This window comes from Mesorhizobium sp. AR02 (genome assembly GCF_024746835.1).
Taxonomy (GTDB): domain Bacteria; phylum Pseudomonadota; class Alphaproteobacteria; order Rhizobiales; family Rhizobiaceae; genus Mesorhizobium.
Map to the genome: position 1 here is coordinate 409,108 of NZ_CP080531.1, position 25,394 is coordinate 434,501.

Below are 25,394 nucleotides of genomic sequence, written 5' to 3' on the forward strand. Positions count from 1 at the left end.
GGGGTCGGCCAGGGCATCGTCTGGACCGCGATGTGGATCGCGGCCGCTTCGGGGGTCGCGCATGACGAACAGGGCGTGGCCTCGGGCATGGCCTGCACGACACTCAACATCGGCAACGCCATCGGCATGGCGACATTGATCGCGGTCGCCAACAGTCACATCGCCGGGCTGACGGGCGACGCGCTGAAGAACGCGATCGCCGACGGCATAGAGCTTGCCTTCTGGCTCGCGGCGGCAGGCATCCTGATCAGCCTGCTGGCCGCAATGGTCCTGCCGGCAAAAGCGAAATAGCTGGCGCCCCGGGTGACGCGCTCAGTTCACCCGGCTGATGCAGAAATCGATGACATCGATCAGCGCCGATTTCTGCGGCGTCTCTTCCAGCGGTGCCAGCGCGTCGCGGGCGATCTCGCCGAAATGGCGGGCGCGGCCGATCGTGTCGGCGATGGCGCCGTGGCGCGTCATCAGGCCGATCGCCTTTTCCAGCCCCGCGTCGTCGACGACATTGTCCTCGATGGCGCGCTTCCAGAAGGTGCGCTCGGCCTTGGTGCCGCGCCGATAGGCGAGGATGACCGGCAAGGTCACCTTGCCCTCGCGGAAATCGTCGCCGACATTCTTGCCGAGATCCTTGCTGGTGCCGCCATAGTCCAGCGCATCGTCGATGAGTTGGAAGGCAAGGCCGAGATTCATGCCGTAGGAGCGCAGCGCCGCGCGGTCGTTGCGTGTCGCCTGGGCGATGACGGGGCCGACTTCAGCGGCAGCAGAAAACAGCGCGGCGGTCTTGGCCTTGATGACGGCGAAGTGCTCGTCCTCGGTGGTTTCGAGGTTCTTGGCGGCGGCAAGCTGCATGACTTCGCCCTCAGCGATGATCGAGGCGGCACTGGACAGGATGTCGAGCGCTTCGAGCGAGCCGACATCGACCATCATGCGGAAGGCCTGGCCGAGCAGGAAGTCGCCGACCAGCACGCTCGCCTGGTTGCCCCAGATCATGCGGGCGGTCTTCTTGCCGCGGCGCATGCCGCTCTCGTCGACGACGTCGTCGTGCAGCAAAGTTGCGGTGTGCATGAACTCGACCGAGGTGGCGAGTTTGACATGGCCTTCGCCGGCATAGCCGAACATCTGCGCGGCAGCGAGTGTCAGCATCGGCCGCAGCCGTTTGCCGCCGGACGAGATCAGATGGTTGGCGACCTCCGGGATCATCTCGACGTCGGACCCGGCCTTGGACAGGATCAACTCGTTGACGCGCCCCATATCGGCGGCCGTCAGATCGATCAGATCCTTGATGGAGGCGGGCTCCCGCTTCCCGTTTTCGATGTTGAGAACGACACCCACGACAATCACTCCCGTCTTGGTATAACGCGTGCGACGGCACCCTTAGTCCCGATACGGACTCTAGGGCGGCGGACACGGCCACGGCAAGTGGCGAATTGGCGCGGCGTTGGTGACAGCCTGTCAACCGGCGCCGAATGGAGTTGAGTGCGGCCGATGATGCGAGGTTGGACGATCCGGCTCTGGCATTCGTTCTCGACGGTCGGCCTGCTTGTCGGCACCCTGTTCTTCGCAGCCTCGCTGACGCCTTCGCTCAACCCGCGCGCCGTGCTGGTACAGGGCGTCCTCTCGGGGCTTTGCTTTGCCGTGGGCTACGGCATCGGCGTCTTCGGCCTTTGGCTATGGGCCTATCTGGAGCTGCCGGCGCCCGGGCCGCGCAAGGCGCGGATGACCAAGCTGGTCGCGGCGATCGTCTGCGCGGCGATTGCGCTGGTCTTTCTCTGGCGCGCCTCCGCCTGGCAGAATTCAATTCGGGTCCTGATGGACCTCGAGCCGGTCGACAGCGCACAGCCTTTTCGCGTCGGGCTGATTGCGCTGATCACCTTCGTTCTGGTGTTGATGCTGGCGCGGCTCTTCCAGATCACGTTCCAGTTTGTCGCCGGCAGGCTTGCCCGTTTCATTCCCAGGCGCATCGCCATCGTCGCCGGGGTTTCGGTCGCTGTCCTGCTGTTCGGCAGCATCATCAATGGCGTTTTGCTCAGATATGCGCTCCATGTCGCCGACAGTTCCTACCAAGAGCTCGATGCCCTCGTCGAAGACAGCATCCAGCAGCCGAGCGATCCCGCCAAGACCGGCAGCGCCGCCTCGCTGATCGATTGGGAGCATCTTGGACGAACCGGTAGGGAATTCATCACCACCGGCCCGACGAAACAGGAGCTGCAATCGTTCCTCAAACACGATGCGCTCGAGCCGATCCGCGTCTATACCGGATTGCGCTCGGTTGATACACCGCAGGACAGGGCGAAGCTCGCGCTGGCAGAGATGAAACGCGTCGGCGCGTTCGACCGCTCGATCCTCGTCATCATCACGCCGACCGGGACCGGATGGATCGACCCGGCGGCCATCAACACGCTCGAATATCTGCGTGGCGGCGATGTCGCCAGCGTCGCCATCCAGTATTCCTATCTGCCGAGCTGGCTGTCGCTGATGGTCGAGCCCGGTTATGGCGGTGATGCCGCGCGGGCGCTGTTCGCCGAGGTCTATGGCTACTGGACGACGCTGCCCAGGGATCATCGCCCAAAGCTTTATCTGCATGGCCTGAGCCTGGGCGCGATGAACTCGGAGCAATCCAACGAACTGTTCGAGGTGCTCGGCGATCCCTACCAGGGGGCGCTGTGGAGCGGCCCTCCTTATTCGAGCCGCATCTGGCGCTCGATCACCAGCAACCGCAATCCGGGGTCGCCGGCATGGCTGCCGCGCTTTCGCGACGGCTCCTATGTGCGCTTCACCAACCAGGACAACGAACTCGATCTTCCGAATGCGCATTGGGGGCCGATGCGCATCGTCTATCTGCAATATGCCAGCGACGCGGTGACTTTCTTCGAGCCGAGATCCTTCTACAGGGCGCCTGACTGGATGGCGCAACCGCGCGGGCCCGACGTTTCGCCCGATCTGCGCTGGTATCCGATCGTCACCTTCCTGCAACTGGCGGTCGACATGGCGGGAGCCGCGACCATGCCGATGGGTCATGGCCATGTCTATGCGCCGGAACACTATATAGATGCCTGGATCGAGGTGACGGATGTTCAGGGCTGGTCGGCCGACGACATCGCCAGGCTGAAACGTCACTTCGCTCGGAGATAAGGCAAGAGTGCTGGAAAGAACGGAATCCGCGTGCCCGTTTACATCAGCGCCGCAAACTGAGAGTTTCGCCCGATGATAGAGCTCATCCGCACCAACGACGCCGTGATCATCTCCTTTGTCGAATCGCTGATGCGCGATGCCGGCATCGGCTGCTTCGTCGCCGACCAGAACATGAGCGTGCTCGACGGCTCGCTCGGTATCCTGCCGCGGCGCGTCATGGTCGACGCCGACCGGGCCGATGCCGCACGGCGCATCCTGACGGACGCCGGCATCGCCAACGAGATCCGTACAAAATAATGTCGGCCGCGCCAGCCGCCCTTGCCCCGGACACGCCGGCCCATACGGTCGATGCCTTCCATCGCGGCCGGTTCTGGCTCGTGCAGCCCAAGCATGGCGGCCACCGCGCCGGCATGGATGCGATGATGCTGGCGGCATCCGTGCCATCCGCCTTTGGCGGACGCCTGGCCGATTTCGGCGCCGGCGCTGGTGCTGCCGGCCTCGCCGTGCTGTCGCGCTGCCCGGCTGCCCAGGCCGTGCTGGTCGAACGTGCGCCGGAAATGGCCGCCTTCGCGGCGGCCACCCTTGCCCATCCCGGTAATGCGCATCTCAGCGATCGCGCCTCGGTGCTCGTCGCCGATGTCGCGGTTTCAGGCCAGGCCCGAGCGGCAGCTGGTCTAGCCGACAATGACTTCGACTACGTCATCATGAACCCGCCTTTCAACGCCGCCCGGGACCGCGCCACGCCGGAGCGCCTGAGAAAGGAAGCCCATGTCATGGAGGATGGGCTGTTCGAAAGCTGGATCCGCAGTGCGGCGGCGGTGGTCAGGCCGCGCGGCGGGCTTGCCGTCATCGCGCGGCCCGAACAGCTCGGCGCCATTCTCGACGCGATGTCAGGCCGTTTCGGCGATGCCGAGATGCTCGCCGTCCACCCTCGGCCCGATGCAGCGGCGATCCGCATCATCGTGCGGGCAGCGCTCGGGGCACGCGGAAAGCTCGCCATCCGCCCGCCTTTGATGCTTCACGCGCAATCGGGCAATGGCCCCGATGAGCGCAGCGAAATGATCACCAACGGTCTCGCCTCGCTGTTTGGAGATTGAGCTATTCCTGGCCTGCACATTGCCGTCGGCCGGGAAATCCCTACATGCCTGCAACCCATCGACCGGAGACCGTGCCCTCGTGAAACGCCTTTTGAACCGACTGCTGCCGAAATCCTGGCGCTCCACCGTCGTCACCATTCCGGTCATCCGGCTGCACGGCACGATCATGTCGGGCGGCCAGTTCCGGCAGAATCTGTCGCTGGCCTCCACCGCCGGCCTGATCGAGAAGGCCTTCTCCTTCGACGCGCCGGCGGTCGCCGTCTCGATCAATTCGCCCGGCGGCTCGCCGGTGCAGTCGCGGCTGATCTTCAAGCGCATCCGCGACCTGGCGGTTGAAAAGAACAAGAAGGTGCTGGTCTTCGTCGAGGACGTCGCGGCCTCGGGTGGTTATATGATCGCGGTTGCCGGCGACGAGATCTTTGCCGATCCCTCCTCCATCGTCGGCTCCATCGGCGTGGTCTCGGCCTCCTTCGGTTTCCCGGAACTGATGAAGAAGATCGGGGTCGAGCGCCGCGTCCACACCGCCGGCCAGAACAAGGCGGTGCTCGATCCGTTCAAGCCCGAGAAGAAGGAGGACGTCGAGCGGCTGAAGGCGCTGCAGCTCGAGGTGCACGACACCTTCATCGATCTGGTCAAAGAGCGGCGCGGCACGAAGCTGAAAGACGACCCGGACCTGTTCACCGGCCTGTTCTGGACCGGCAAAAGGGGTCTGGAACTTGGCCTCGTCGATGCGCTCGGCGACATGCGCACGGTGCTGAAGACCCGGTTTGGGGCGAAAACCCAGCTGAGATTGGTCACGGCGCCACGCGGTTTCCTCAGCCGCTTCGGCCTGTTCGGTTCCAGCAAGGGCTTTTCAGCGCCCGATATCGCGGCGGCTGCCGCCAGCGGCGTCATCGATGCGGCGGAAGAGCGCGCATTGTGGGCTCGCTTCGGGCTTTGAAAAACCGGCAAAACCGTCTAGCATGAGTGCTTGTAGTCCTATGCATGCCGTTTTCCCAAAACCGGACACAGTTTTGGGCGACATGCATTAACCGACCCTACCGGCCGCCTTCGCCGGCCCAGCGTGGGAGGAGTTTTGGCATGCCGCAGATCATTTTCTTCACCGTCGTTGGCGTCGCCGCCTATTTCGGCTACCGCACCTTCGTGCGCGAAGCCGAGCGCGTGACGGCCAAGGTGCGGCGCACCGAAAAGCAGGCGGCCAACGGCGCGATGGGAACGCTGGTCAAGGATCCGAAGACCGGCGAGTACCGGCTGGCCAAGGACTGAGCATCATTTCGCTTACATCAGTTGCGGCGGACACCGACACCGGTTCGCGTATTTGGCATGCGCATGCCAAGATCAACATGGCGCTGCATGTCACCGGCAGGCGTCCCGACGGTTATCACCTGATCGAAAGCCTGGCGGTGTTCACGCGTTTTGGCGACAGGGTCGAGATCGCGCTCACCGACAGCGACGATTTCACCGTGTCCGGTCGCTATGCGTCGGCGGTTCCGCTCGACGCCAGCAATCTGGTGCTCAAGGCGCGCGATGCCTTGCGACAAGCGGCCGGGTCCGAAAGAACACCTCCGGTCTCGATAAAGCTGGAAAAGAACCTGCCAGTCGCTTCCGGCGTCGGCGGCGGGTCGAGCGACGCGGCGGCCGTGCTGCGCGGGCTGGTGCAGACATGGGCCTTGGACATGGACGACGCCGGGCTGGGGCGGATCGGCCTCTCGCTTGGCGCCGACGTGCCGATGTGCCTGGCGGCAAAGCCGCTGGTGGCGCGCGGCATTGGCGACGAGCTGTCGATGGTGCCGGACTTTTCGGCACTGGGACTGGTGCTGGTCAATCCGGGCACGCCGGTCTCGACGGCGGATGTCTTCGCCGCACTTTCCCGTCGCGACAATGAGCCACTGCCGCCGCTGCCGCGCAGCATCGATTTTCACAGCTTGCGCAACTGGCTGGAGGTCACCCGCAACGATCTCGAACCTGCGGCCCTGGCACTGCAGCCCGCCATAGGCCGGGCGCTGTCGTGGCTGAACAATGCGGGATCGGGATTTTCACGCATGTCCGGATCGGGCGCGACATGTTTCGGCCTGTTCGAGACCGGCAATGTCGCCAAGCGCGCGGCGGCCGAAATTCGCAGCCGCCAGCCCGACTGGTTCGTCGCCGCGACGCGCAGCATGTCATCGGAGGCTGAGTGAAATGGCCAGGATTGACGAGAGCCGTGCCTTCATTCCGGTGCGCATCGCGGTGCTGACCGTTTCCGACACGCGCAGCCTTGCCGACGACAAATCCGGCCAGACGCTGGCCAACCGCATCACCGAAGCCGGCCACATCCTGGCCGCCCGCGATATCGTCACCGATGACCGCGACAAGATCCGCGACACGGTGCTGGCGTGGTCGCGGGACAAGACGATCGATGTCGTGATCACCACCGGCGGCACCGGCTTCACCGGACGCGACGTGACACCGGAGGCGCTGGAGCCGATCTTCGAAAAGCGCATGGACGGCTTTTCCGAAGTGTTCCACCGCATCTCCTACGACAAGATCGGCACGTCGACGATCCAGAGCCGGGCGACCGGCGGCGTCGTCAACGCCACCTTCGTCTTCGTGCTGCCGGGTTCGCCCGGCGCCTGCAAGGACGCCTGGGACGGTATCCTCAAGGCGCAGCTCGATTACCGGCACATGCCCTGCAACTTCGTCGAGATCATGCCGCGCCTGGACGAGCATCTGCGGCGCGGGAAATCGGCTCCGTAAAAGCCGAGGGCAAAGCCCCGGTTTCAGGCCACGTTTGCCAGGCAGAACGGCAGCAGTGCCTTCGAAACGCCATTCGGATGCCGGAGAAAGTACCTTCTCGCTGAAGCGGCCATTGCCGTTGCAACGAGGCAGATATGATGAACGAGCATACCGGTGGGTGCCATTGCGGCAAGATACGCCTGCGATTTTCAACCGAGCTCGATCCCTCGCAAATCGAAGTCCGCGCCTGCCAATGCTCGTTCTGTGTCAAACATGGCTCGCGCGCCGTCGCCGATCCGGACGGCAGGCTGATCATCTCGGTCAAGGATATCAAGCGATTGCGCAAATACCGGTTCGGATTGAGGACTGCCGACTACCTGATCTGCGGGGATTGCGGCGTCTATGTCGCCGCTATCGCTGGAGATGAAGATGCAATCGCCAGAGATGATGCGCGGGCAATCGTCATCGTCAACGCCCTGGATGATCAAGGAGCGTTCAACCGGGAACCGGTCCCTGTCGACTTCGACAGGGAAAGCAGAGAGCAGCGCCAGGCCAGGCGTCGCCTTCGCTGGATGCCGGTCGAGATGCGTTTCGACTGATCGCGCTCAGCGGATGACCGGTTCGCCATGAAAGCGTCGGCGCGAGGGGCGCGAAACACCGAAGCCGACTTCCATCATCAGCCGCGGCGTGCGCGCCGGCACGGTGCCCATGTGGAAGCCGAACGGGTCCTCGACGAAGCCGAGGCCGGCTTCGCCGGTCAGCGTCACCGGGCTTTGCTCGCCATAGACGTTCAACACTTCCTGGGCGGGATGGCCGACCAGCAGGGTCAGCTGATGTTTTATGGCGCGCCTGTTATGGCTGCCCCTGACATAGACATGCGGACCGGTATCGGCGTCGACGGGCTTGAGGTAGAAGAAGAATTTCAGCATGCGCCAGTCGTCGAGGTCGAAATGATACTTGCCGAGCGAGGCAAGGTTCTTGTCGGCGTCCGAGGCCTCGCCGGTCGGAAAGCTCCACCAGACGCGCGTCGTGATCAGTTTGGCCTGAGCGCCGAGATAATGCGCGGCAATGTCGAGAAGCAGCGGATCGCGCTGTATGGCGAGTGCCGCCGGACAGTCGAGAATGCGCTCGAAATAGTGCCCGCTGAGCAGCGAGCGGCCCAGGCGCTTTTCGGCCTGCGCATGTTCGCCCGGCATGAATTCGAGACGGCGGTCGAAATTGCCGAAGCAAGGCGTACGCCCCGCGAAATCTGCGATCTGCTCATGAATTTCCGGTGGCAGGACCAGGCCTGAAAACAGGCCGTCGGAACGCAGCGCATCGACCACCGCAGCCCGCTCGACACCGGAAAACATCGTATCCCCGACATTGTCGGCCGGGCGGGCACGTTTTGCGCCAAGCCAATGCATCCGGCGCCCGGGCATGGTGCGCGCCAGCATGAACATTGGCAGCCAGGCAGGGTTTTCGCGCAGGTCCGTGAGATAGGTCGGAATGCGCACCGCGATGCGCCGCAACAGGCTGCCACTGCGCGCAATGGCCTCGAGACTGGCGGCGCCGGATTTGTCTGATGATGAAAGGTTCATCGGGTCCTCTTCTATGAGGGTGATACCCGATGCCGCATCGGTGCTCACCACTCGCATGACCCAAACCCAATTCACCCACCTCAGGGGAAGGCTACCCCCGCGTCAGATTTTGTGCAATGCACAATGAACAGAGCAGCCGCAAAAAATCACTTTGGCGAGCGGTGCTGCTGCTTCGGCGGCGCCACCCAGATCTCGGCTTCGAGCTTCTTTGTCGCCAGGCCACGCGCCAGCGCCTCGGCGTTGCCGGCACTCTTCGACAGGGATGCGGCCTGCCGCTTGCTGATCACCAGTCCATCGGCGAGCGCGCGATTTCCCGAAAAGACCCTAGCCAGGAACGGCGTGCGGCTGCCCCGTGCGCGAGAGAATCGCGCCGCCACGGTCTGCCTCGCCGTATGGGCGATGACCGCTTCGATCCAGCCTTCCACCAGCCGCGCGCCCGGCTCCAGCAGCAGCAGCCAGTCACCCTTGGCCTGCCGGATCCCGGCGGCGATACCGCCGCTTGCCACATACTGGCAGCCAGCATGCTCGGCAACATGATGCGTCTGGTCGGTGGAGCCGGTGTCGCAGACGACGACCTCGCGCACCACGCCCTCCACCGCGCCGCCAATCAGCGAGGCGAGCGTGCGGGCGAGAGCCTCCTCGTCATTGCGCGTTTCGATGAGAACGCTGAGCATGTTTAGCCGAATAGCGGAAAGCCGCGCATAGCGCCAGTTTTTGCGGCGCAGCATAAAAAGTTCTTGCTTTGTTCTCATCGGCGAAATAGGAATAATTTCATGAACAGAGCGATTCGACACAACATGGACAGTCCCTGGGAGCGGGCCAAGATGGAACCGATCGTGCGTGCCGACATTGCAGCTTTCGGGGCAGGACGCGCCGAGATGGCCAATGCGATGATCGAGCAGAGTGGCATGCGCATCCGTCCGGACCGCAATCGCGGCCGGTCAGCAGGCATCAATCCGTCCGGCCGCTTCGAACCTGTCAGCCGGCATGTCTTCGATGATGGCTGGAGTTCCCTGGAGGAACTGCCGCCGTTCAAGACCGAGGTGCAGGTGGAAAAGCCGCGCACCATCATCACCCGCAACGAATCGCCCGACATCTCCTTCGACCGCTCGATCAACCCCTATCGCGGCTGCGAACATGGCTGCGTCTATTGCTTCGCGAGGCCGACGCACGCCTTCATGGGCCTGTCGCCGGGACTGGATTTCGAATCCAAGCTGTTCGCCAAGCCGGATGCGGCGCGGCTGCTCGACAAGGAGCTGTCGAAGGACGGCTACCAGCCACGCACAATCGCCATCGGCACCAACACCGATCCCTACCAGCCGATCGAGAAACAATACCGGATCATGCGCGAGATCCTGGAAGTGCTGGAAGCACGCGGCCATCCGGTCGGCATCGTCACCAAGTCCGCTCTGGTGACGCGCGACATCGACATATTGTCGCGCATGGCGGAACGGGGGCTCGCCAAGGTGGCGCTGTCGGTGACGACAATGGACCGCATGCTGGCGCGCACCATGGAGCCACGCGCTTCGACACCGACCAAGCGGCTGGAGGCGATCCGGCAGCTTTCCGATGCCGGCATTCCGACTTCGGTCATGGTGGCGCCGATCATCCCCGGCCTCACCGACCAGGAGATGGAACGGATCCTCGATTCGGCACATGCCGCCGGCGCACGCGAGGCGGGTTATGTCGTGCTGCGCCTGCCGCTGGAGGTCAGCCCGATCTTCAAGGACTGGCTGCTGCGCCACTATCCCGATCGCTACCGCCACGTGATGTCGCTGATCCGCTCGATGCGCGACGGCAAGGACTATGATTCGGAATGGGGCAAGCGCATGAAGGGCGCCGGACCCTACGCATGGCAGATCGGCCGCCGCTTCGAGATCACCGCCAAGCGGCTCGGCCTCAATGCCGAACGGCGCACGCTGCGCACCGACCAGTTCGTCGCCGCTGGAAGAGACCAGGAACAGCTGATGCTGCTCTGAGAATGCAATTTGCCGTGGCGGTTTGACCTGCCACGGCAAGAAATCCCGTCCGGCCTGCCCCGGCCTGCAGACGGTGCCCTCCCGGTCCGGCGCCCCACCCGACCCGGAGGGACTTGCGGAGAATCGGAGCCGATGCGAACCTCGCCGCAACATGGCTCGCGCGCGTTCCGATTCTCCGCTTCTCTTCGAAATCGTCGAGAAACCCGATTTCTCCTTCGAGACGAAGGCGATGGCCGACGGACTGTGGCCGGTTGCGGGGATGGACGAGGCCGGCCGCGGCCCCCTGGCTGGGCCCGTGGTCGCCGCAGCGGTGGTGCTCGACCCGGCCAACATCCCCGAAGGCCTCGACGATTCCAAACGGCTCAGCCATTTGCAGCGCGAGGCGCTGTTCCTGCGCATTCTTGGCTCGGCGCAGGCGGTTTCGATGGCCTCGATCAGCGCCGAGGGCATTGACGGCAGCAACATCCTCAAGGCGAGCCTCGAGGCGATGCGGCGCGCTTTGGTCGGGCTGTCGGTCCGGCCGAAGCTAGCTCTCGCCGACGGACGCGACGTGCCGCCCGGATTGCCGTGCGACGGCCGCGCGCTGATCAAGGGCGACCAGCGCTCGCAATCGATCGCCGCCGCCTCGATCGTCGCCAAGGTGATGCGCGACCGCATGATGTGCGGCTGCGGCAATCACCACGACCGTTACGGCTTCGAAGTCCATATGGGCTACGCCACCGCCCGTCACCGCACGGCGATCGAGGCGCATGGCCCGGTCGCACGGCTGCACCGCGTGTCGTTTGCGCCATTCAGGCTGGGTGGGGCTGAGGTCGTTGAAGAAGATGGCTTGGCCGGGCTCGATTGAGCCGAACGGATTGTCTCCCCCCTCGAAGGGGAGATGGCCGGCAGGCCAGAGGGGGTCGCCGCGCGTGAAGCACCAGCCTCTTCTTCGCCGGATAGGAAGATCGCGACAGGACGTACCGCCCCCCCTGTCGCCTTTGGCGAGATCTCCCCCTTAAGGGGGAGATTATCCGCGCTCAACAAAAAAGCCGCCAGGTTACCCGGGCGGCTCCATGTCGGCGGCTCAAGAGCCGCTCAGTTCAGCTTGGCCTTCACATCCGCGAGCGAAGCCTTGAACAAATCGGCTCCGGCCTTGACGTCGACCTTGGCGGCGAGCAGAGAGCGCGCGGCCTCGACGGCGATGTCGACGGCGCTGGCGCGGACTTCGGCGACCGCATCACGCTCCGCCTGACCGATCTTCTGCTCGGCGAGCGCGGTGCGCCGGGCCACATAATCCTCGGACTTCTTGTGTGCGTCGGCGGCGAGCATCTCGGCTTCGCGCTTGGCGGCCGCGACGATGTCGGCAGCCTCCTGCTCGGCTTCCTTGCGCTTCTTCTTGTATTGGCCGAGCAGTTGCTGGGCCTCGTCGCGCAGCTTGCGGGCCTCGTCGAGCTCACTGCTGATCCTGGCGGCGCGGGCGTCGAGCGCCTTGGCGATCAGGCCGGGCACCTTGATGTAGATGGCGACGCCCAGGAAGATGATCAGGGCAATCGTGGCCCAGAGCGTTGCAAGAGATGTAGCGTCCATGATGCGCTCCTCACCGGGCCACGGATTTGACCGCGGCCGCGATCTCGGCCTTGCTGGCCTTGCCGCCGACCAAGGCTTCGACGATCGCCGAAGCCGTATCCTCGGCGATGCTGCCGACTTCCTTCATGGCGTTGGACTTGATGGAAGAAATGCGCGCCTCGGCCTCGCCAAGCTTCTCGTCGAGCGCGGCCTCGATCTTCTTGCGCGCGGTCTCGGCTTCCGCCTTGGCCGCATCGGCGGCCTGCTGGCCGATCGAATTGGCGTTCTTCTTGGCTTCCGCCAGTTCCTGCTCGTAAGCAGCAACGGCAGCGTCGGCCTCGCCCTTCAATTTGCTCGCCTGATCGAGATCCTGGCTGACGCGATCGTTGCGGACATCGATGATGCCGCCGATGCGCGGCATCGCTACCTTCTTCAAGAAGAGGTAGAACAGCCCAAAGGTGATCGCCAGCCACAGAAGCTGCGACGGAAACGTCGCCGGATCGAATGGCGGGAACGTGCCATGCGCTTCGGCAGGCACGCCTGTGCCGGAATGCGTGTCGCCTTCCGTCACGGCGGGCGCGGTCTCTTCCGCAAAGGCAGATGTCACGAACATCTCATTCCCCTGTCCATAAGGTAAGGTCGCACCATGCGCCCCCCTTCGTCAGCCTGTGTTTCTTACTTGAACACCAGGAGGAGCGCGATCAGGAGCGAGAAGATGCCCAGAGCTTCGGTCACGGCGAAGCCGAAAATCAGGCGGCCGAACTGGCCATCGGCAGCCGACGGATTGCGCAGCGCGCCCGAGAGATAGCTGCCGAAGATGTTGCCCAGGCCGATGCCCGCGCCACCCATGCCCAGGCAAGCGATGCCGGCGCCGATTGCAGCTGCTGCATTTACTTCCATGTCAAACTCCTTGTGGTTCCGTTGTCGTTGCAGATTGTAGTTGGCGTCATGCGCCGGTGAAATTTAGTGGCTCGGGTGCAGGGCGTCGTTGAGGTACATGCAGGTCAACACCGCAAAGACATAGGCCTGCAGGAAGGCGACGAGCAGTTCCAGCGCCGTCAGCGCCACCGCCATGGCCAGCGGCAGGATCGAGCCCGCCACGCCGACCGCGCCCAGCGCGGAGAGGCTGACGACGAAGCCCGAAAACACCTTCAGCGTGATGTGGCCGGCCAACATGTTGGCGAACAGACGAACCGAGAGGCTGATCGGGCGCGAGACGAAGGAAATCACCTCGATCGGAACGACAAGCACCATCATTACGAGAGGCACGCCTTTCGGCACGAACAGCTTCAGGAAACCAAGGCCATGCTTCATGAAGCCGTAGACGATGACGGTGCCAATCACCAGGATGGCCAGACCGAAGGTGACGATGATGTGGCTGGTGATGGTGAAGAAATAGGGGAACAGGCCGAGCAGATTGGCGACCAGCACGAACATGAACAGCGAAAACACAAGCGGGAAGAACTTCATGCCCTGGGTGCCGGCGGCGTCACGCAACATGTTTGCGACGAATTCGTAGGCCATCTCGGAGACCGACTGAAGCCGGCCGGGAACCAGGCTGCGGCTTGACGTGGTGAGAAACAGGAACGCGGCGGCGACCACCACGGTCGCGACCATGAACAGTGCCGAATTTGTGAAGGACAGGTCGTAGCCGCCGATGTTAATCGGAACCAGCTTGATGATATGGAACTGGTGGATCGGATCGACCTTGTCAGCTGCCACGTTCTAACCCCGTCAATGCCGCGTACGGCCAAATTACCCTTGCCGCACGAGGGCGGCTATTTCCAAATGCCGCCTGAAGGGCGGTCATTTGCTGTCGTCCCGGCCAGAGCGCGATTTATCGCCCTGCCCGAATTCTGCCACAACGCCTGCGGAACGCATGACATTGAGTATACCGGCGCCAAAACCAAGCAGCAGGAAAACGATCAGACCCCACGGCGATGTCCCCGCCATACGGTCGATGATCCAGCCGATGCCGGCGCCCACCACCACGCCAGCGATAAATTCACTGGAGAGTTTGACCGCCTGGCCATATCCGGCCGCACTGCCCGCTTTCGCGTCGTCTTTCCCCTCGAGCCGGTTCGGCAGCCTTGTCGCAAGCGATGCTTCAAGTTCACGCCGACGTCGCTCAAGATCGTCGTCGCGGATGTCGGCTTCATGATGTTTGCCGCGGCCGGTTTCTCCGGTTCCGCCTGGCCCATTCTTGTCGGCCATCGCAACCCCCCTGCCCGGTCAGACCGTCACCGTCCGTCCGCTTCTAAAGTCGCCGGCAACATAGTTAGAGGGTTTGCGCCCGTCAAGCCACGGGCGGAAGATCATTGCCATGTATTTTAGGTAATAGAATCAACGAATTAGAGAGGTGCGACATCGTGCCCGTCGCGAGGATGGGGATGCGGCGCGCGAATCCCCCGGGCAATGGCTGCCTGATCGAGCCTGTGACCGGTGGAAAAGACCAGCGACCGACGGGCCCTCAGCTCCAGCCGCCGCCATAGGTGCGGTAAAAGATATGCAGGCCGATCTTGGTCATCTTCTGCATCGTGCGCGCCCAGCCCGGATGGACATATTGGGCATAGTAGTGGGTCGACGATCCGACCTCCGGGATGAAGATCTTGCCGGCGGTGACGGCCATGGCGATGTCCTGCGCGGTCTTGTAGGCGGCCGGGCTGTCGATGCGCTTCTTCCTGCCGTCACAGGCGAAGGAGAACTGGCAGCGGTTGAACCAGCTGTCATTCTGGTAGACGACGCCGCAGATCGAATTCGGATAGGCCGGATTACGCACGCGGTTGAGGATGACCTGGGCGACGGCAGCCTGGCCGCGCACGGATTCGCTCCTCGCCTCGAAATAGATGCCGTTGGCCAGGCACTTTTGCTCGGGCTTGGAGAAGACACTGGCCGGAAGCGGGTTCTGGATCCACCAATGGTCGCCCTTGGCCATCGGCGGAATGAAGCGGCCACTGTTGGGCTGCTCGTCCTGCAGCAGGGCCTCGAAGGGCGAGGCCTTGGCATAGTCCGGTTCGGATTGCGCATAGGCCGTCGCCAGCACATCGGGATGGTCGTTGTTGACCAGGGCGGCAAGCATGGCCGGCACGCCGGGATCCGGCTTCTTGTCCTCACGTGCATGGAATTCCGCGGCGATCTGGATTTCCTTGCCTTTGATCTGAGGCTTGGCGAAGGCCATTTTCAGGCCGCCGTCCATGCTCGGCCGCATCAAGGAGGAGGTCCGCTGGAAGATCGAACCGGCGTTGAAGTTCTTCGGTGGCGCAACGGGAGACACCTGGACGATGCGGCCCTTCTTGTCGGCGCGCACCACGCGATCCTCGTCGGGCGAGCCGCTGACCTTGCCGCCCTTGCCGCGGAACGACACGTTGCCGACGCCAGCCAGGTGGATGCCCGATCCGGAGATCGAGCCGGTGACGTCGGAATCCACGAACGGCATCTCGGCGGCATGCACCGAACCGGCGACGGATCTCTCGACATAGGAATTCCAGCGCGCCGTCGGCGATTCGAGGCCGGACACCAAGCTGGTCATGTCCTGGTAGGCGGCGACGGTCGGGAAGCCGATCCAGATGCCGAGGCCGATGATGAACGGAGATACGAAGCTGCGTTTCTTCTCACCGGCGGCGGCAACAAGCCGCTTCAACACACGTCGATGCACGGAACACTCTCCAGGAACGCCACTGACCCCACTGGAGAGCAAAATGATGCATTAACCTTGATGGGACGTTAACGGGATCGATCGGGTTTTCTCAGTCGGCTCAAGGTCGTGGTGTCGAAGTCGGGCGGTTTTGCGGCGGGATGGCGACGGAATACCAATCCGCGTTCCCGGGACCGGCCTTAACCGGATATCCATATTCCAACCATCACAATGGAGCTGTTCGAAACAGCGGCCGCGCAAGCCGAGCGACGAGGCAACGGTCGTGGACACTACAACCGCAAACGGCGTGAACTCGATAGAGCCACCCGGACGCCCCCAGCTTCATAATTTGACGGCCCTGCGGGCTTTTGCGGCCCTATCGATATTCATCCATCATCTGAAGTCGTTTGGAATCGATGCGTCGCAATCCATCCGGAATATGGATCTCGGCTGCGCCGTCTCGTTTTTCTTTGTCCTGTCGGGATTCGTGTTGTCATACAGTTTCGCAGGGCGTTTCTTTGACTGGCGCGATGTAAGACACTTTGTCTTCCAGAGATTTTTCAGGCTCTGGCCTGTTCACATGCTGTGTTCCTTTTTTGCCCTGGTGACGCTTCATGGACCCGCAAGCCTTCTCACCGCATATCTAACGACGACGCTCCAGAGCTCATGGATTCCGACCTACGGCACGGCCTACGCCTACAATGGCGTCTCATGGTCGATATCGGTCGAGTTATTCTTCTACCTTCTCCTGCCGTTCATTCTGATCCTGAGGCCAAACCAGGTCATGCTGGTGATTTGCGGCTGGACCCTTGCCGTCCTCGGCCTGCTTGCGTTCACGGCGGTTTTGCCCGGTCCGGTATTTCCGCCTTCTTCCGAACGACCGTGGCTGGATTTCTACGTTACGGACGCGTCGTTCGTTCAACTTTTTCCGCCTCTGCGCACGGTGGAATTCCTGTCGGGGATAGCCGTCTATCAATTGTTCAGACTTCGGCGCATCCCCGCCGGCTGGTTGGCGTCCACTCAGATTGCGGCAATCGCCTGCCTGGTGCTTTATGCCGGCGTGCATGACGAGATCACGCGATCCCTCGCCGACCATGCATCGGTCATGGCATCTGTCGCGTACCGCGAATATGGGATGTATCCGGTATTCGCTGCCTTGGTCTATGTCTTTGCACACCAATCCGGCGCGGTGACGCGCGTTCTATCTTGCCGCCCGTTGATTTTCTGCGGTGAGATCAGTTTTGCATTTTACATGATTCATCAAATCGTCATTTTCAACCTGGCCTACAATTACGAGTTCGATAAGCACTACGGTCCAATAGCAGCCACAATTTCGGCAGCGATATTGAGCCTTGGCCTTTCGGTCATCCTCCATCGAACGGCGGAAAAACCCGCCATCGCCTGGGCCAAACGGCGGTTCCCGATGTCCAGGCTCGCACCTTCATCCCCGCATATGCCGCTGGCTGCCTTGGTTTGACGTGTCTCAAGCTGATCCGGGTGCGACCGGCCGCAGGAAGATCGGCCACGCGACCAGCGCGCAGATGGCGGCCGACAGCCAGACGCCGGACCAGGACCAGAGGTGCAGCAGTCCGGGAATGGCCACGGGCACCAGGAAGAAGCCGACGAAAACAAAGGTGTTGGCCAGGCTGAGCGCGGTTCCGACATGGCCGGCGCCGGCAAGCGTGGCAAGCTCGGTGTAGGCGACGCCATGCCAGGCGGACACCGAGATGCCTGCGACAATCAGCACCAGGGGAAGGACAGCGATCAGGAAGGACTGGCCGCCCGGCACGACTGGACTGGCCAGGACCACCACCCAGAGCATCGCGAAGGCCGACGCGCTGAGCGCACTGCATGAGCGCAGAAACTGGCGCCGGTTGCCATGGCGGTCGGTGAAGCGGCCGCTCCAGACGCGCATGACCATGGCGCCGACCTGCACCGCGGCGAGGCTCGCGCTGATCGCTGCCGTTCCCAGCCCGGCGAAGTCATGCAGGAACACCGATGCGAAAGTGAGCACCGCCACTTGCGGAAAGCAAAGCAGGCCGATGGCGGTGGCGATACGCCAGACCTCGATGTTGCGCAGCGGCGCCGGTCCGGCCACAGCCGACGAAACGACGTGACCCGCCGTCGGCGGTTCGTGCAGCCAACGCCAGGCAAACAGGGCGGAAAGAGCGGATGCGCCTGCCAGGAGCGCGAACACCGCGGAAAAGCCGAAAGCGAGCGCAAGCGACGGCAGGACAAGCGCGCCAAGACCGCCGCCAAGCGGCACCGCCGTCTGCCTTATGCTCATGGCAAAGCCGCGCTCGTTTTCCCGGAACCAGCCCATGATGGCGCGGCCGCTCGAGCCGTTGACACTGCCGCCGAGCAGTCCCGTAATGAGCAGGCTTGCCGATAGCAGCATGACATCGGGGATGCCTGACCTAGTCGGCACGACGAGCATGGCCATGGCGAGGAGCCAGGCGGCCGTCGCGCCAAGCCCGATCAGAAGCACGCGGCGGTCGCCCCAGCGATCGGTGAGCAAGCCCCAGGGCAGTTCGCTGAGCGCAACGCCCAAGCCGAGAAGCCCGAGCGCCAGGCCAAGCTCGGCATTGCTTAGGTGATAGCCCTGACGAAGCACCACCGCCGTTGCCGGTATGCCGGAGAACGTGGCCGAGAAACTGGCGTTCGCGGCGACGCCGATGCCCAGGACCTTCCAGCGATGGCCAGGCTTGAACACCCTCCCAACTGGACTGGCAGCCCTGTCTTTCAGGATCTGTGTTGGCTGTTGGTCGGCGCAGTCGACGATGGCGGACATCGTTTCATTCCCTGATGGTCCAGTGGCCCAGACCTTGACGGCATCTCTCTATCGCCATAAATCCATCCTTAAAATCAGGAAGTTTTTGACTATCGATCCTGAAAAACAGGACATTCCCTATGCAACGCGTGACATTCGACCTCGACGTTCTCCGCAGTTTCGTCACCGGCATGGAGCTCGGCAGCTTTGCCAAAGCCGCCGACCGGCTTGGCCGGTCGACCTCGGCGGTCAGCGCGCAATTGAAGAAACTGGAAGAGCAGGCAGCGACGCCGATCTTTCGCAAAGCGGGCCGCGGCCTCGCCTTGACGGAGGCGGGTGAGACCATGCTCGGCTATGCGCGCCGGCTGCTCGAGCTGAATGACGAGGCGGCAGCGGCCATCCATGACGTCGAGCTGGAAGGCTGGGTGCGGCTCGGCCTGCAGGAGGATTTCGGCGAGGCTGTATTGCCCGATGTTCTCGGCCGCTTCGCCCGCGCCCACCCCAAGGTCAAGATCGAGGCCAGGATAGCGCGAAGCCACGACCTTGCCGAAAGGGTGATGTCAGGCAGCCTCGACATCGCGCTCGCCTGGCATAGCGGCCAGACCCTGCCCTACAGCGAGCACATCGCCGATGTTCCGATGCGTTGGATCGGCCCGGCCAAGCGCATCGAGACCAGCCTGCGCGACGGCGAACCGCTGCCGCTGGTAGCGCTCGAAGCGCCCTGCCTGTTGCGAACGGTGGCGACGGAAACACTCGACCGCGCCGGGCTGCCCTGGCGCATGGCCTTCTCCAGCCCGAGCCTTGGCGGCATCTGGGCGGCTGTCGCCGCGGGGCTGGGGCTGACGATCCGCACCGACATCGGCCTGCCGGCCAGCGTCAGCGCGATGAGGCCGGAGATCGCCGGTCTGCCGGCGCTGCCCAAAATGGCGTTGTTCCTGCATCGCCGGGATGCCGAACCCGAGCCGGTGGCGGCTCGGCTGGCCGACATCTTGCTGGAGGCGGCGCGGCAGGCATTGCCGGACAATGCGCGGACTGCCGGCTTGCGTGCTGTGGCCTGATCAGACGGGCGCTGGACTCAGTTGCGCTTCTTTGCCCGGCCGGCGAACGGATTGTCGGAGGTGCGCAGTGCGATGCGGATCGGTACGCCTGGCATGTCGAAGGCTTCCCGCAGGCTGTTGGAGAGATAGCGGACATAGCTTTGCGGCATCGCATCCGGCCGCGAGCACTGGACAACGAAACCCGGCGGCCGCGTCTTGGCCTGAGTGACGTATTTGACCTTCAGCCGGCGACCGGCAACGGCGGGCGGCGGATGGTGTGCCAGTATGGCCTCAAGCCAGCGGTTGAGCTTGCCGGTCGAGACACGGCTGTTCCACACCTTGTGGGTCCTCAGCACCGCATCCATCAGCTTGTCGAGCCCGCGTCCGGTCTCGGCCGAGACCGGCACGGCCTGGATGCCGCGGACCTGCGGCAGCAGCCGCTCGGTCTTCTCGCGCAGTTCCGCCAGCAGCTCCTGCGGATGATCGATCAGATCCCATTTGTTGAAGGCGATCACCGGTGCCCTGCCCTCGCGGATGATCAGGTCGGCGATCTGCAGATCCTGCTTCTCGAAGGGAATGGTGGCGTCGAGCACGATGACGACGATCTCGGCAAAGCGGATGGCGCGCAAGCCATCCTGCACCGACATCACTTCGAGCTTCTCGTGAATCCTGGCCTTGCGGCGCATGCCGGCCGTGTCGAACAGCTTCAGGCGGCGGCCATGCCAATCCCAGTCGACCGAGATCGAATCGCGGGTGATGCCGGCCTCCGGTCCGGTCAGCAGCCGCTCCTCGCCGATCAGCGCATTGATCAGCGTCGACTTGCCGGCATTCGGCCGGCCGACGACGGCGATGCGCATCGGCTTGGTGTCGTCGTAGGTATGTACGTCCTCGGCGTCCGGATCGGCGATGTCCTCGCCGATCAGCACCTCGGTGGCGGCGATCTCGTCGTCTTCGCCCTCTTCCTCTTCACCAAAGGCGCGCGCCTCGCCAAGCGCTGCGATCACCGCATCGCGGAGATCGGGCATGCCTTGGCCATGTTCGGCCGAAACCGGGATCGGCTCGCCCAGCCCGAGTTCCCAGGCCTCCAGCATGCCGCCCTGCGCGCCCTTGGCCTCGGCCTTGTTGGCGACCAGCACGACCGGCTTGCCGGATTTGCGCACGATCTCGGCAAAAGTCCTGTCGTCGGGCAGCAGGCCGGACTTGGCGTCGATGGTGAAGAAGATCAGGTCGGCGTCGCGGATGGCGATCTCGGTCTGGGCGCGCATGCGACCTGGCAAGGTCGAGGCGCCGGCGTCCTCGAAACCGGCGGTGTCGATGACATCGAAATGCAGGTCGTAGAGCTTGGCGGCATGGACGCGACGGTCACGTGTGACGCCCGGCGTGTCGTCGACAAGCGCCAGCTTCCTTCCCACCAGCCGATTGAAAAGGGTCGATTTGCCGACGTTAGGTCTGCCGATGATGGCGACTTTGAAGGTCACGATGTATTGCCCGAGCCGCGGATCAGCTCGGACATCAGCGTTGCCCGCTCGCGGGTGTTGCGCGGGGCGCCGTCATCGGCGGCGATCTGGTCGAACAGTTTCAGCGCGTCCTGGGTCTTGCCTTCCTTCCACGCGGCAAGGCCGAGCGCCTCGCGCGCCGTGTGGCGCAGCGTGTTGGTGTCCGATGTCAGCGCCTCGACGCGGCTGGACACGTCAGCGAAAGAGCCGTGATCGACGAGCAGGAGCGCTGCCCTCAGACGCGCCATGTCGCGAATGCCTTGGGGAATGGCGGTGTCGGCGGCGACATCGTCGAAATCCTTGACGGCGGCATTGGTGTCGCCCTTGCTCGCCTTGACGGTGGCGGCACGCATGCGGGCAAGCAGCGGATAGGCGCCGTAGCCATCCTTTTCCAACTGATCGAGCGCGGCCAGCGCATCGTCGTTCTTGCCGTCATTGGCAAGCTTCAAGGCCTGCGAGAAAGCATCGCCGGAGTGGTTGGCGCGCGTCTCGTCCCAATAGCGGTAGCCGACAAAGGCGGCGGTGCCGAGCACCACGAGGATCGCAATGACAAGCAAGGCCGGGCCGAAACGGTCCCACAGCTTCTGCGCCTGCTCGCGACGCATCTCGTCATTGACTTCACGGATAAAACTGTCGTCGGACATCAATCAAAACCACTTTTGCCCCGGGCCGGGGCGGTTCATGAGCCCGCGTTTTAGCGAAATTTTGTCGGCATGGAAGGGGTTCAAGCGGAAAATCGCCTAATCCTTGGGGCAAACGGACGAAAGGGCCAACCGCACCCACGCCACATTTCGGGGATAGCCGGCTTGCTGACCGCCCGGAGCCTGTAAGTTTGCCGATGCCTTGTTTGTCTCGCGTTGTTGCGTTTTCGCTTGCCTCGCTCGCCACCGCAGGCGCGGCTCTGGCCGATCCGCCCGCGCCACCAATGCCGGCAAAGCCCAAGCAGGTGGTCATCATCTCGTTCGACAGCGCCCGCGACATCTCGCAGTGGAAGCGCAGCCGCGCGCTGGCGCAGCGCACCGGCGCGCATTTCACCTATTTTCTCTCCTGCGTCTTCCTGCTGTCGCCGGAGACGCGCAAGGAATACACCGCGCCCGGCAAAACGGCCGGGAAATCGAACATCGGCTTTGCCGCCTCGAAGCAGGAAGTCGCCGATCGGCTCGAGCAGATCGGCCTTGCCGCGCATGAGGGTCACGACATTGCCAGTCACGCCTGCGGCCATTTCGACGGCAAGGACTGGAGCAAGGCCGACTGGCTGCAGGAATTCGGCTCGTTCAAGCATATTCTCGAGAACGCCTATGCGATCAACGGCATTGTGCCCGAGCCGCAGGGCTGGCGTTATTTCGCGCGACACGCAGTTGTCGGTTTCCGCGCGCCCTATCTGTCGATCAGCAAAGCGCTTTACGAGGCGCTGCCGACCGGCGGCTACCAGTTCGACGCCAGCGGCGTCTCCCAGGGCCCTGCCCAACCGCCGACCGTCGGCGGCATCACACGCTTTTCACTGCCGCAGATTCCGGAAGGACCGAAATCCAGGCCGGTGATCGCCATGGATTACAATCTCTATGTCAGGCATTCCGGCGGCTTCGAGCGGCCGAGCAAGGCCGACGAGTTCGCCGACCGGACCTATCAGGCGTTTCGCGCCGCCTTCGATGCGCAGTATCGGGGCAAGCGTATTCCTCTGGAACTCGGCTTCCACTTCACGCTGATGAATGACGGCGCCTACTGGAACGCGCTGGAGCGCTTTGCCGGCGAGGTCTGCATTGAAACGGATGTCGAATGCATCAGTTTTCGCGACTACGTTTCGCGGTTCAAGGCCGGCGAACAAACCGTGGGCGGCTAAGCCGCCCACGCCATTTCTTTCGTTCCGCGGTTAGGCCGGGTCGGACTGTTGAGCTTGGCGCTCAATGAAACGTCGGTCTATGGCGGGAAGCGGTTCACCTTCCAAAGTCGCCTCGAACGCGCGCAAACGTTTGTAGATTGAGGTGAGAACCACAATCTCGCTCCAAGAATTCACCAGATATTGAAATGACGATCTCACCTGATCAAAAGAGTTTAGAATCTGATTCAATGCACCAAGCTTGATCTTTCCCGCAACCATCGTGGGAACGAGAACGATATATGGAAATATATTATCAATCTGCAGATAAAATATTCTGGCAATATTGAAATATACGTAGTGAAAATATAGGCGAAAATAATTCTTCCGAACATTCCGGAACAGCTCGGCAACGGTCTGCGGTTGTGCACGTGCCGCATCGTCTTCACCATAAACAAGTTCCTTGCGATAAGCGGCCTCTACCCGCTGATTGCGAAACTCGAGCCCTGGTAGCTTAATCCCAACCAGCCAAAGGAAAGTTGTCCCAAAGATCGACCAGAGGATTGCAACCACTACAAGCGAATGCGGCACCTCACCTACGAGTGGTAGTTCCGTGACAGTTCCGGAAAAACGCATCAGCAGCGGTAAGAATGCGATCAATGTCATGATCGAGCTCACCAAGCTGACCCCGAGACCTTCCATCATGTTGGAAAACCGCATCGTATCGTCCTGGACACGCTGCGATGCGCCCTCAATATGTCGCAGCCTTTCCCAATTGGCCATGTAGTAATCGTTCATAGCGGTGCGCCAGCGGAATATCCAATGACTGACGAAGAACCTATTGAGGACCCCGACAGTAACTGCCACAAGCGCTATCCAGGTAATCGTCAGAAGCTGCGAGTAGAAATCCCACGGAGTGGTGGAAAATGGCGTACCGAGCGCCTTCTGAATCAAGTCATAAAACGGGCCATACCAGTCGTTGAAAGCTACGCTCACTTGAACCTGATAATAGATGACAAAGAGGATTAGAGACGACCCAAGAATGGACCAATTCTGCCAAGGATGCGGGCGATACCACGCCCAGAAACCGTAAAAAATCAGAACTACCACGGCGAAATATAGGTAGAACCAAAGAAACGGCTTGGACCAAAAGACCGACACGCCAACGATCTTTGCGACATCCGGCGCATCGGGCGGCAAGCCGACCAGGGCGCCTATCTGCTCACCGCCAAAAAACCAAAACAAAATCGCGGCAAGGCTCCAGGCAACCGCCGAAGAGAAAAAGAGCTTCGGCTGCGGGAAGAAGGATACGAACACTGTGGCGAATTCCTTGCTTGATGGGCAAATCAGCTGACTTCGGCGGGCATAAAGTCACACATTAGGGGGAAAGAAAATGCCTGCCCGATGCCCGGTGCAGAGCAAGACCACAAATCATGGCGATTTTGGCGCGGCCGACCATGTGACGGCACCGGAGACCACCAGCATGGCCGCAGCAGCGATGGAAGCGAGGAAGAAATTCCCTGACGCCTGCGCCAAAAGGCCGGCGGCGATCGGGCCAATGATCTGGCCAAGGCCGAACGAGGCCGTCATCAACGCAAAGATGCGCCGGGGTGCCTTCGGCGCCTGCTGCCGGGCGGCCTGCAGGGCCAAGTGCGGTGATGGCAATGAAGGTGCCGCCGAGCAGCAGCCCGCCAAGCAGTGGCCCCGAATATCCGCCAAGCGCCACGCTGGCGGTTACGCCGATCACTTCGATGAAGCATGCCAACGCATAGGCGGCGTAGAGCCCAATCCGTCCAGCGATCTTCTGCCACAGCCACGTCGAAGGAAAACCGGCAAGACCGGCGGCCAGCCACACCATGGCCTCGAAGACGCGGCTGCCGCCGCCTTGGCGGACGATGGCAACCAGGAACGTTGCCGTCACCACATAGCCAAAGCCAAACAACCCGTAGGCGATGATCATCTTCATCAGCGACCGGTCTTTCGGCAGCGCCGGCTCACGGACGGCTTCGCCGTTGGCGAGCGGGCCTTCGTTTGCCAGCAGCGCCACGACCACGAGACCGCAAGCCGAGATCGCCGCCGACCACAGCCAGCCCGCTGCCCAGCCGGCATGCTCGGTGACCAGCACCGCCATCATCGCCGCCGAGATCGCGATGCCGAGACCAACACCGCCAAAATGCCAGGCCTGCAGGTCGCCGCGACCGGCAGCATTGATATGGCTGAAAACGATGCTGGCCATGAAGACCATGACGAAGGCGCTGGCCAGACCGGCCAGAAAACGGATGACGAGAAAGGCGACCATGGTGTCGGTCAGTCCCATCAAGGCGGCAAGCACAGTGCTGGCGCCAAGACCACCCAGCATCAGCAGGCGCTCGCGGCCATGCGCCCAGCCGCCCGCCGCTACAAACGCGCCGACGAGGTAGCCGAGATAATTGGCCGACGCGATCCACCCGGCATTTGTCGGCGACAGATGGAGTTCTTCCATCATGCCGGGCAGGATCGGCGTGTAGACGAAGCGGCCGATGCCCATGGCGACGGCCATCGCAATCATGCCGGCGAAGGTGAAACGCAGCGCTGTTGAGGCCGATCTCATTGC

General features: G+C 62.8%; 27 protein-coding genes and 1 pseudogene. 14 read left to right on the top strand and 14 right to left on the bottom strand.

Annotated features, from left to right (window positions below; all coding sequences use genetic code 11):
* The first annotated feature begins 30 nt into the window (after nt 1-30).
* Nucleotides 31-291 carry a hypothetical protein gene (locus tag DBIPINDM_RS06645; RefSeq protein ID WP_258584984.1) on the top strand — a complete coding sequence of 87 codons (261 nt, stop codon included), beginning with the start codon at nt 31-33 and terminating at the stop codon, nt 289-291.
* 21 nt (nt 292-312) lie between these two features.
* On the opposite strand, the gene DBIPINDM_RS06650 is transcribed toward DBIPINDM_RS06645, so the two are convergent.
* Nucleotides 313-1,329: a polyprenyl synthetase family protein gene (locus DBIPINDM_RS06650; protein ID WP_019856937.1), complete on the bottom strand. Its 1,017-nt coding sequence runs from the start codon at nt 1,327-1,329 to the stop codon at nt 313-315.
* A 153-nt stretch (nt 1,330-1,482) separates the two neighbouring features.
* On the opposite strand from DBIPINDM_RS06650, the gene DBIPINDM_RS06655 reads away from it, so the two are divergent.
* The 8 genes from DBIPINDM_RS06655 (at nt 1,483) to DBIPINDM_RS06690 (ending at nt 7,540) form a co-directional block, all read left to right on the top strand.
* Nucleotides 1,483-3,129 carry an alpha/beta hydrolase gene (locus DBIPINDM_RS06655; RefSeq protein ID WP_258584985.1) on the top strand — a complete coding sequence of 549 codons (1,647 nt, stop codon included), beginning with the start codon at nt 1,483-1,485 and terminating at the stop codon, nt 3,127-3,129.
* A 72-nt stretch (nt 3,130-3,201) separates the two neighbouring features.
* Entirely contained in the window at nt 3,202-3,426 is a 225-nt protein-coding gene (locus DBIPINDM_RS06660; protein WP_258584986.1) for a DUF2007 domain-containing protein, read from the top strand.
* On the top strand, nt 3,426-4,226 hold the full coding sequence (locus DBIPINDM_RS06665) for a tRNA1(Val) (adenine(37)-N6)-methyltransferase (RefSeq protein WP_258584987.1): 801 nt from the start codon (nt 3,426-3,428) through the stop codon (nt 4,224-4,226). The genes DBIPINDM_RS06660 and DBIPINDM_RS06665 overlap by 1 nt, the downstream gene beginning before the upstream one ends.
* Nucleotides 4,227-4,305: 79 nt before the next feature.
* A complete protein-coding gene (locus tag DBIPINDM_RS06670; protein ID WP_258584988.1) occupies nt 4,306-5,166 on the top strand; it encodes a S49 family peptidase in 861 nt (286 codons plus the stop codon).
* Nucleotides 5,167-5,306: 140 nt separating this feature from the next.
* Nucleotides 5,307-5,492 (top strand): membrane protein, encoded by a 186-nt coding sequence (locus DBIPINDM_RS06675; RefSeq protein ID WP_013896713.1) that lies wholly within the window; start codon nt 5,307-5,309, stop codon nt 5,490-5,492.
* 77 nt (nt 5,493-5,569) lie between these two features.
* On the top strand, nt 5,570-6,406 hold the full coding sequence (locus tag DBIPINDM_RS06680) for a 4-(cytidine 5'-diphospho)-2-C-methyl-D-erythritol kinase (RefSeq protein ID WP_258584989.1): 837 nt from the start codon (nt 5,570-5,572) through the stop codon (nt 6,404-6,406).
* Between the two features lies 1 nt (nt 6,407).
* Nucleotides 6,408-6,962, top strand: a complete 555-nt coding sequence (gene moaB, locus DBIPINDM_RS06685; protein WP_258584990.1) for a molybdenum cofactor biosynthesis protein B — start codon at nt 6,408-6,410, stop codon at nt 6,960-6,962.
* 134 nt (nt 6,963-7,096) lie between these two features.
* Nucleotides 7,097-7,540, top strand: a complete 444-nt coding sequence (locus tag DBIPINDM_RS06690; protein ID WP_258584991.1) for a GFA family protein — start codon at nt 7,097-7,099, stop codon at nt 7,538-7,540.
* Nucleotides 7,541-7,546: 6 nt separating this feature from the next.
* On the opposite strand, the gene DBIPINDM_RS06695 is transcribed toward DBIPINDM_RS06690, so the two are convergent.
* Together DBIPINDM_RS06695 and DBIPINDM_RS06700 are read right to left on the bottom strand one after the other, a co-directional pair.
* Nucleotides 7,547-8,521 (bottom strand): hypothetical protein, encoded by a 975-nt coding sequence (locus tag DBIPINDM_RS06695; protein ID WP_258584992.1) that lies wholly within the window; start codon nt 8,519-8,521, stop codon nt 7,547-7,549.
* Between the two features lie 146 nt (nt 8,522-8,667).
* Nucleotides 8,668-9,195: a glycosyltransferase gene (locus tag DBIPINDM_RS06700; protein ID WP_258589208.1), complete on the bottom strand. Its 528-nt coding sequence runs from the start codon at nt 9,193-9,195 to the stop codon at nt 8,668-8,670.
* Nucleotides 9,196-9,345: 150 nt separating this feature from the next.
* On the opposite strand from DBIPINDM_RS06700, the gene DBIPINDM_RS06705 reads away from it, so the two are divergent.
* Together DBIPINDM_RS06705 and DBIPINDM_RS06710 are read left to right on the top strand one after the other, a co-directional pair.
* Nucleotides 9,346-10,500, top strand: coding sequence for a PA0069 family radical SAM protein (locus DBIPINDM_RS06705; protein ID WP_258589209.1), 1,155 nt, complete (start codon nt 9,346-9,348; stop codon nt 10,498-10,500).
* A gap of 151 nt (nt 10,501-10,651) precedes the next feature.
* Nucleotides 10,652-11,347 (top strand): ribonuclease HII, encoded by a 696-nt coding sequence (locus tag DBIPINDM_RS06710; RefSeq protein WP_258584993.1) that lies wholly within the window; start codon nt 10,652-10,654, stop codon nt 11,345-11,347.
* Between the two features lie 230 nt (nt 11,348-11,577).
* Here the strand turns inward: DBIPINDM_RS06710 and DBIPINDM_RS06715 are convergent, their stop codons facing one another.
* The 6 genes from DBIPINDM_RS06715 to DBIPINDM_RS06740 all read right to left on the bottom strand — a co-directional run bounded on the left by DBIPINDM_RS06715 (nt 11,578) and on the right by DBIPINDM_RS06740 (nt 15,703).
* A complete protein-coding gene (locus tag DBIPINDM_RS06715) occupies nt 11,578-12,069 on the bottom strand; it encodes a F0F1 ATP synthase subunit B (protein WP_258584994.1) in 492 nt (163 codons plus the stop codon).
* Nucleotides 12,070-12,079: 10 nt separating this feature from the next.
* The gene (locus DBIPINDM_RS06720; protein ID WP_258584995.1) at nt 12,080-12,661 is read right to left on the bottom strand and encodes a F0F1 ATP synthase subunit B; all 582 of its coding nucleotides are present in this window, start codon (nt 12,659-12,661) and stop codon (nt 12,080-12,082) included.
* 62 nt (nt 12,662-12,723) lie between these two features.
* Entirely contained in the window at nt 12,724-12,948 is a 225-nt protein-coding gene (locus DBIPINDM_RS06725) for a F0F1 ATP synthase subunit C (RefSeq protein WP_010914827.1), read from the bottom strand.
* A 63-nt stretch (nt 12,949-13,011) separates the two neighbouring features.
* Nucleotides 13,012-13,770 (bottom strand): F0F1 ATP synthase subunit A, encoded by a 759-nt coding sequence (locus DBIPINDM_RS06730; RefSeq protein WP_258584996.1) that lies wholly within the window; start codon nt 13,768-13,770, stop codon nt 13,012-13,014.
* A gap of 84 nt (nt 13,771-13,854) precedes the next feature.
* Nucleotides 13,855-14,262 (bottom strand): AtpZ/AtpI family protein, encoded by a 408-nt coding sequence (locus DBIPINDM_RS06735; protein WP_258584997.1) that lies wholly within the window; start codon nt 14,260-14,262, stop codon nt 13,855-13,857.
* 256 nt (nt 14,263-14,518) lie between these two features.
* Nucleotides 14,519-15,703, bottom strand: a complete 1,185-nt coding sequence (locus DBIPINDM_RS06740) for a cell wall hydrolase (RefSeq protein WP_258584998.1) — start codon at nt 15,701-15,703, stop codon at nt 14,519-14,521.
* Nucleotides 15,704-15,965: 262 nt separating this feature from the next.
* Between DBIPINDM_RS06740 and DBIPINDM_RS06745 the strand changes: the two genes are divergently transcribed.
* A complete protein-coding gene (locus DBIPINDM_RS06745) occupies nt 15,966-17,159 on the top strand; it encodes an acyltransferase family protein (RefSeq protein WP_258584999.1) in 1,194 nt (397 codons plus the stop codon).
* A gap of 6 nt (nt 17,160-17,165) precedes the next feature.
* On the opposite strand, the gene DBIPINDM_RS06750 is transcribed toward DBIPINDM_RS06745, so the two are convergent.
* The gene (locus DBIPINDM_RS06750; protein ID WP_258585000.1) at nt 17,166-18,473 is read right to left on the bottom strand and encodes an MFS transporter; all 1,308 of its coding nucleotides are present in this window, start codon (nt 18,471-18,473) and stop codon (nt 17,166-17,168) included.
* Between the two features lie 119 nt (nt 18,474-18,592).
* On the opposite strand from DBIPINDM_RS06750, the gene DBIPINDM_RS06755 reads away from it, so the two are divergent.
* Nucleotides 18,593-19,510, top strand: coding sequence for a LysR substrate-binding domain-containing protein (locus DBIPINDM_RS06755; RefSeq protein WP_258585001.1), 918 nt, complete (start codon nt 18,593-18,595; stop codon nt 19,508-19,510).
* A 17-nt stretch (nt 19,511-19,527) separates the two neighbouring features.
* Here the strand turns inward: DBIPINDM_RS06755 and der are convergent, their stop codons facing one another.
* Entirely contained in the window at nt 19,528-20,967 is a 1,440-nt protein-coding gene (gene der / locus DBIPINDM_RS06760) for a ribosome biogenesis GTPase Der (RefSeq protein ID WP_258585002.1), read from the bottom strand.
* Complete coding sequence (locus DBIPINDM_RS06765) at nt 20,964-21,629, bottom strand: tetratricopeptide repeat protein (RefSeq protein ID WP_258585003.1); 666 nt, start codon at nt 21,627-21,629, stop codon at nt 20,964-20,966. The genes der and DBIPINDM_RS06765 overlap by 4 nt, the downstream gene beginning before the upstream one ends.
* A 194-nt stretch (nt 21,630-21,823) precedes the next feature.
* Between DBIPINDM_RS06765 and DBIPINDM_RS06770 the strand changes: the two genes are divergently transcribed.
* Nucleotides 21,824-22,825 carry a polysaccharide deacetylase family protein gene (locus tag DBIPINDM_RS06770; RefSeq protein WP_258585004.1) on the top strand — a complete coding sequence of 334 codons (1,002 nt, stop codon included), beginning with the start codon at nt 21,824-21,826 and terminating at the stop codon, nt 22,823-22,825.
* 30 nt (nt 22,826-22,855) lie between these two features.
* Here DBIPINDM_RS06770 and sbmA read toward each other — a convergent pair whose 3' ends face one another.
* Nucleotides 22,856-24,118: a peptide antibiotic transporter SbmA gene (gene sbmA, locus DBIPINDM_RS06775; RefSeq protein ID WP_258585005.1), complete on the bottom strand. Its 1,263-nt coding sequence runs from the start codon at nt 24,116-24,118 to the stop codon at nt 22,856-22,858.
* Nucleotides 24,119-24,232: 114 nt separating this feature from the next.
* Nucleotides 24,233-25,391, bottom strand: a pseudogene (locus DBIPINDM_RS06780) (YbfB/YjiJ family MFS transporter).
* Between the last annotated feature and the right edge of the window lie 3 nt (nt 25,392-25,394).

What these genes read in the sequence shown, in the direction of transcription:
- DBIPINDM_RS06710 (WP_258584993.1), top strand. Translation starts at nt 10,652, where the DNA reads ATGGCTCGCGCGCGTTCCGATTCTCCGCTTCTCTTCGAAATCGTCGAG.
- DBIPINDM_RS06660 (WP_258584986.1), top strand. Translation starts at nt 3,202, where the DNA reads ATGATAGAGCTCATCCGCACCAACGACGCCGTGATCATCTCCTTTGTC.
- DBIPINDM_RS06750 (WP_258585000.1), bottom strand. Translation starts at nt 18,473, where the DNA reads ATGTCCGCCATCGTCGACTGCGCCGACCAACAGCCAACACAGATCCTG.
- DBIPINDM_RS06695 (WP_258584992.1), bottom strand. Translation starts at nt 8,521, where the DNA reads ATGAACCTTTCATCATCAGACAAATCCGGCGCCGCCAGTCTCGAGGCC.
- DBIPINDM_RS06655 (WP_258584985.1), top strand. Translation starts at nt 1,483, where the DNA reads ATGATGCGAGGTTGGACGATCCGGCTCTGGCATTCGTTCTCGACGGTC.
- DBIPINDM_RS06665 (WP_258584987.1), top strand. Translation starts at nt 3,426, where the DNA reads ATGTCGGCCGCGCCAGCCGCCCTTGCCCCGGACACGCCGGCCCATACG.
- DBIPINDM_RS06735 (WP_258584997.1), bottom strand. Translation starts at nt 14,262, where the DNA reads ATGGCCGACAAGAATGGGCCAGGCGGAACCGGAGAAACCGGCCGCGGC.
- DBIPINDM_RS06765 (WP_258585003.1), bottom strand. Translation starts at nt 21,629, where the DNA reads ATGTCCGACGACAGTTTTATCCGTGAAGTCAATGACGAGATGCGTCGC.
- DBIPINDM_RS06675 (WP_013896713.1), top strand. Translation starts at nt 5,307, where the DNA reads ATGCCGCAGATCATTTTCTTCACCGTCGTTGGCGTCGCCGCCTATTTC.
- moaB (WP_258584990.1), top strand. Translation starts at nt 6,408, where the DNA reads ATGGCCAGGATTGACGAGAGCCGTGCCTTCATTCCGGTGCGCATCGCG.
- DBIPINDM_RS06770 (WP_258585004.1), top strand. Translation starts at nt 21,824, where the DNA reads ATGCCTTGTTTGTCTCGCGTTGTTGCGTTTTCGCTTGCCTCGCTCGCC.
- DBIPINDM_RS06680 (WP_258584989.1), top strand. Translation starts at nt 5,570, where the DNA reads ATGGCGCTGCATGTCACCGGCAGGCGTCCCGACGGTTATCACCTGATC.
- DBIPINDM_RS06705 (WP_258589209.1), top strand. Translation starts at nt 9,346, where the DNA reads ATGGAACCGATCGTGCGTGCCGACATTGCAGCTTTCGGGGCAGGACGC.
- DBIPINDM_RS06725 (WP_010914827.1), bottom strand. Translation starts at nt 12,948, where the DNA reads ATGGAAGTAAATGCAGCAGCTGCAATCGGCGCCGGCATCGCTTGCCTG.
- DBIPINDM_RS06715 (WP_258584994.1), bottom strand. Translation starts at nt 12,069, where the DNA reads ATGGACGCTACATCTCTTGCAACGCTCTGGGCCACGATTGCCCTGATC.
- DBIPINDM_RS06720 (WP_258584995.1), bottom strand. Translation starts at nt 12,661, where the DNA reads ATGTTCGTGACATCTGCCTTTGCGGAAGAGACCGCGCCCGCCGTGACG.
- DBIPINDM_RS06755 (WP_258585001.1), top strand. Translation starts at nt 18,593, where the DNA reads ATGCAACGCGTGACATTCGACCTCGACGTTCTCCGCAGTTTCGTCACC.
- DBIPINDM_RS06645 (WP_258584984.1), top strand. Translation starts at nt 31, where the DNA reads ATGTGGATCGCGGCCGCTTCGGGGGTCGCGCATGACGAACAGGGCGTG.
- DBIPINDM_RS06690 (WP_258584991.1), top strand. Translation starts at nt 7,097, where the DNA reads ATGATGAACGAGCATACCGGTGGGTGCCATTGCGGCAAGATACGCCTG.
- DBIPINDM_RS06700 (WP_258589208.1), bottom strand. Translation starts at nt 9,195, where the DNA reads ATGCTCAGCGTTCTCATCGAAACGCGCAATGACGAGGAGGCTCTCGCC.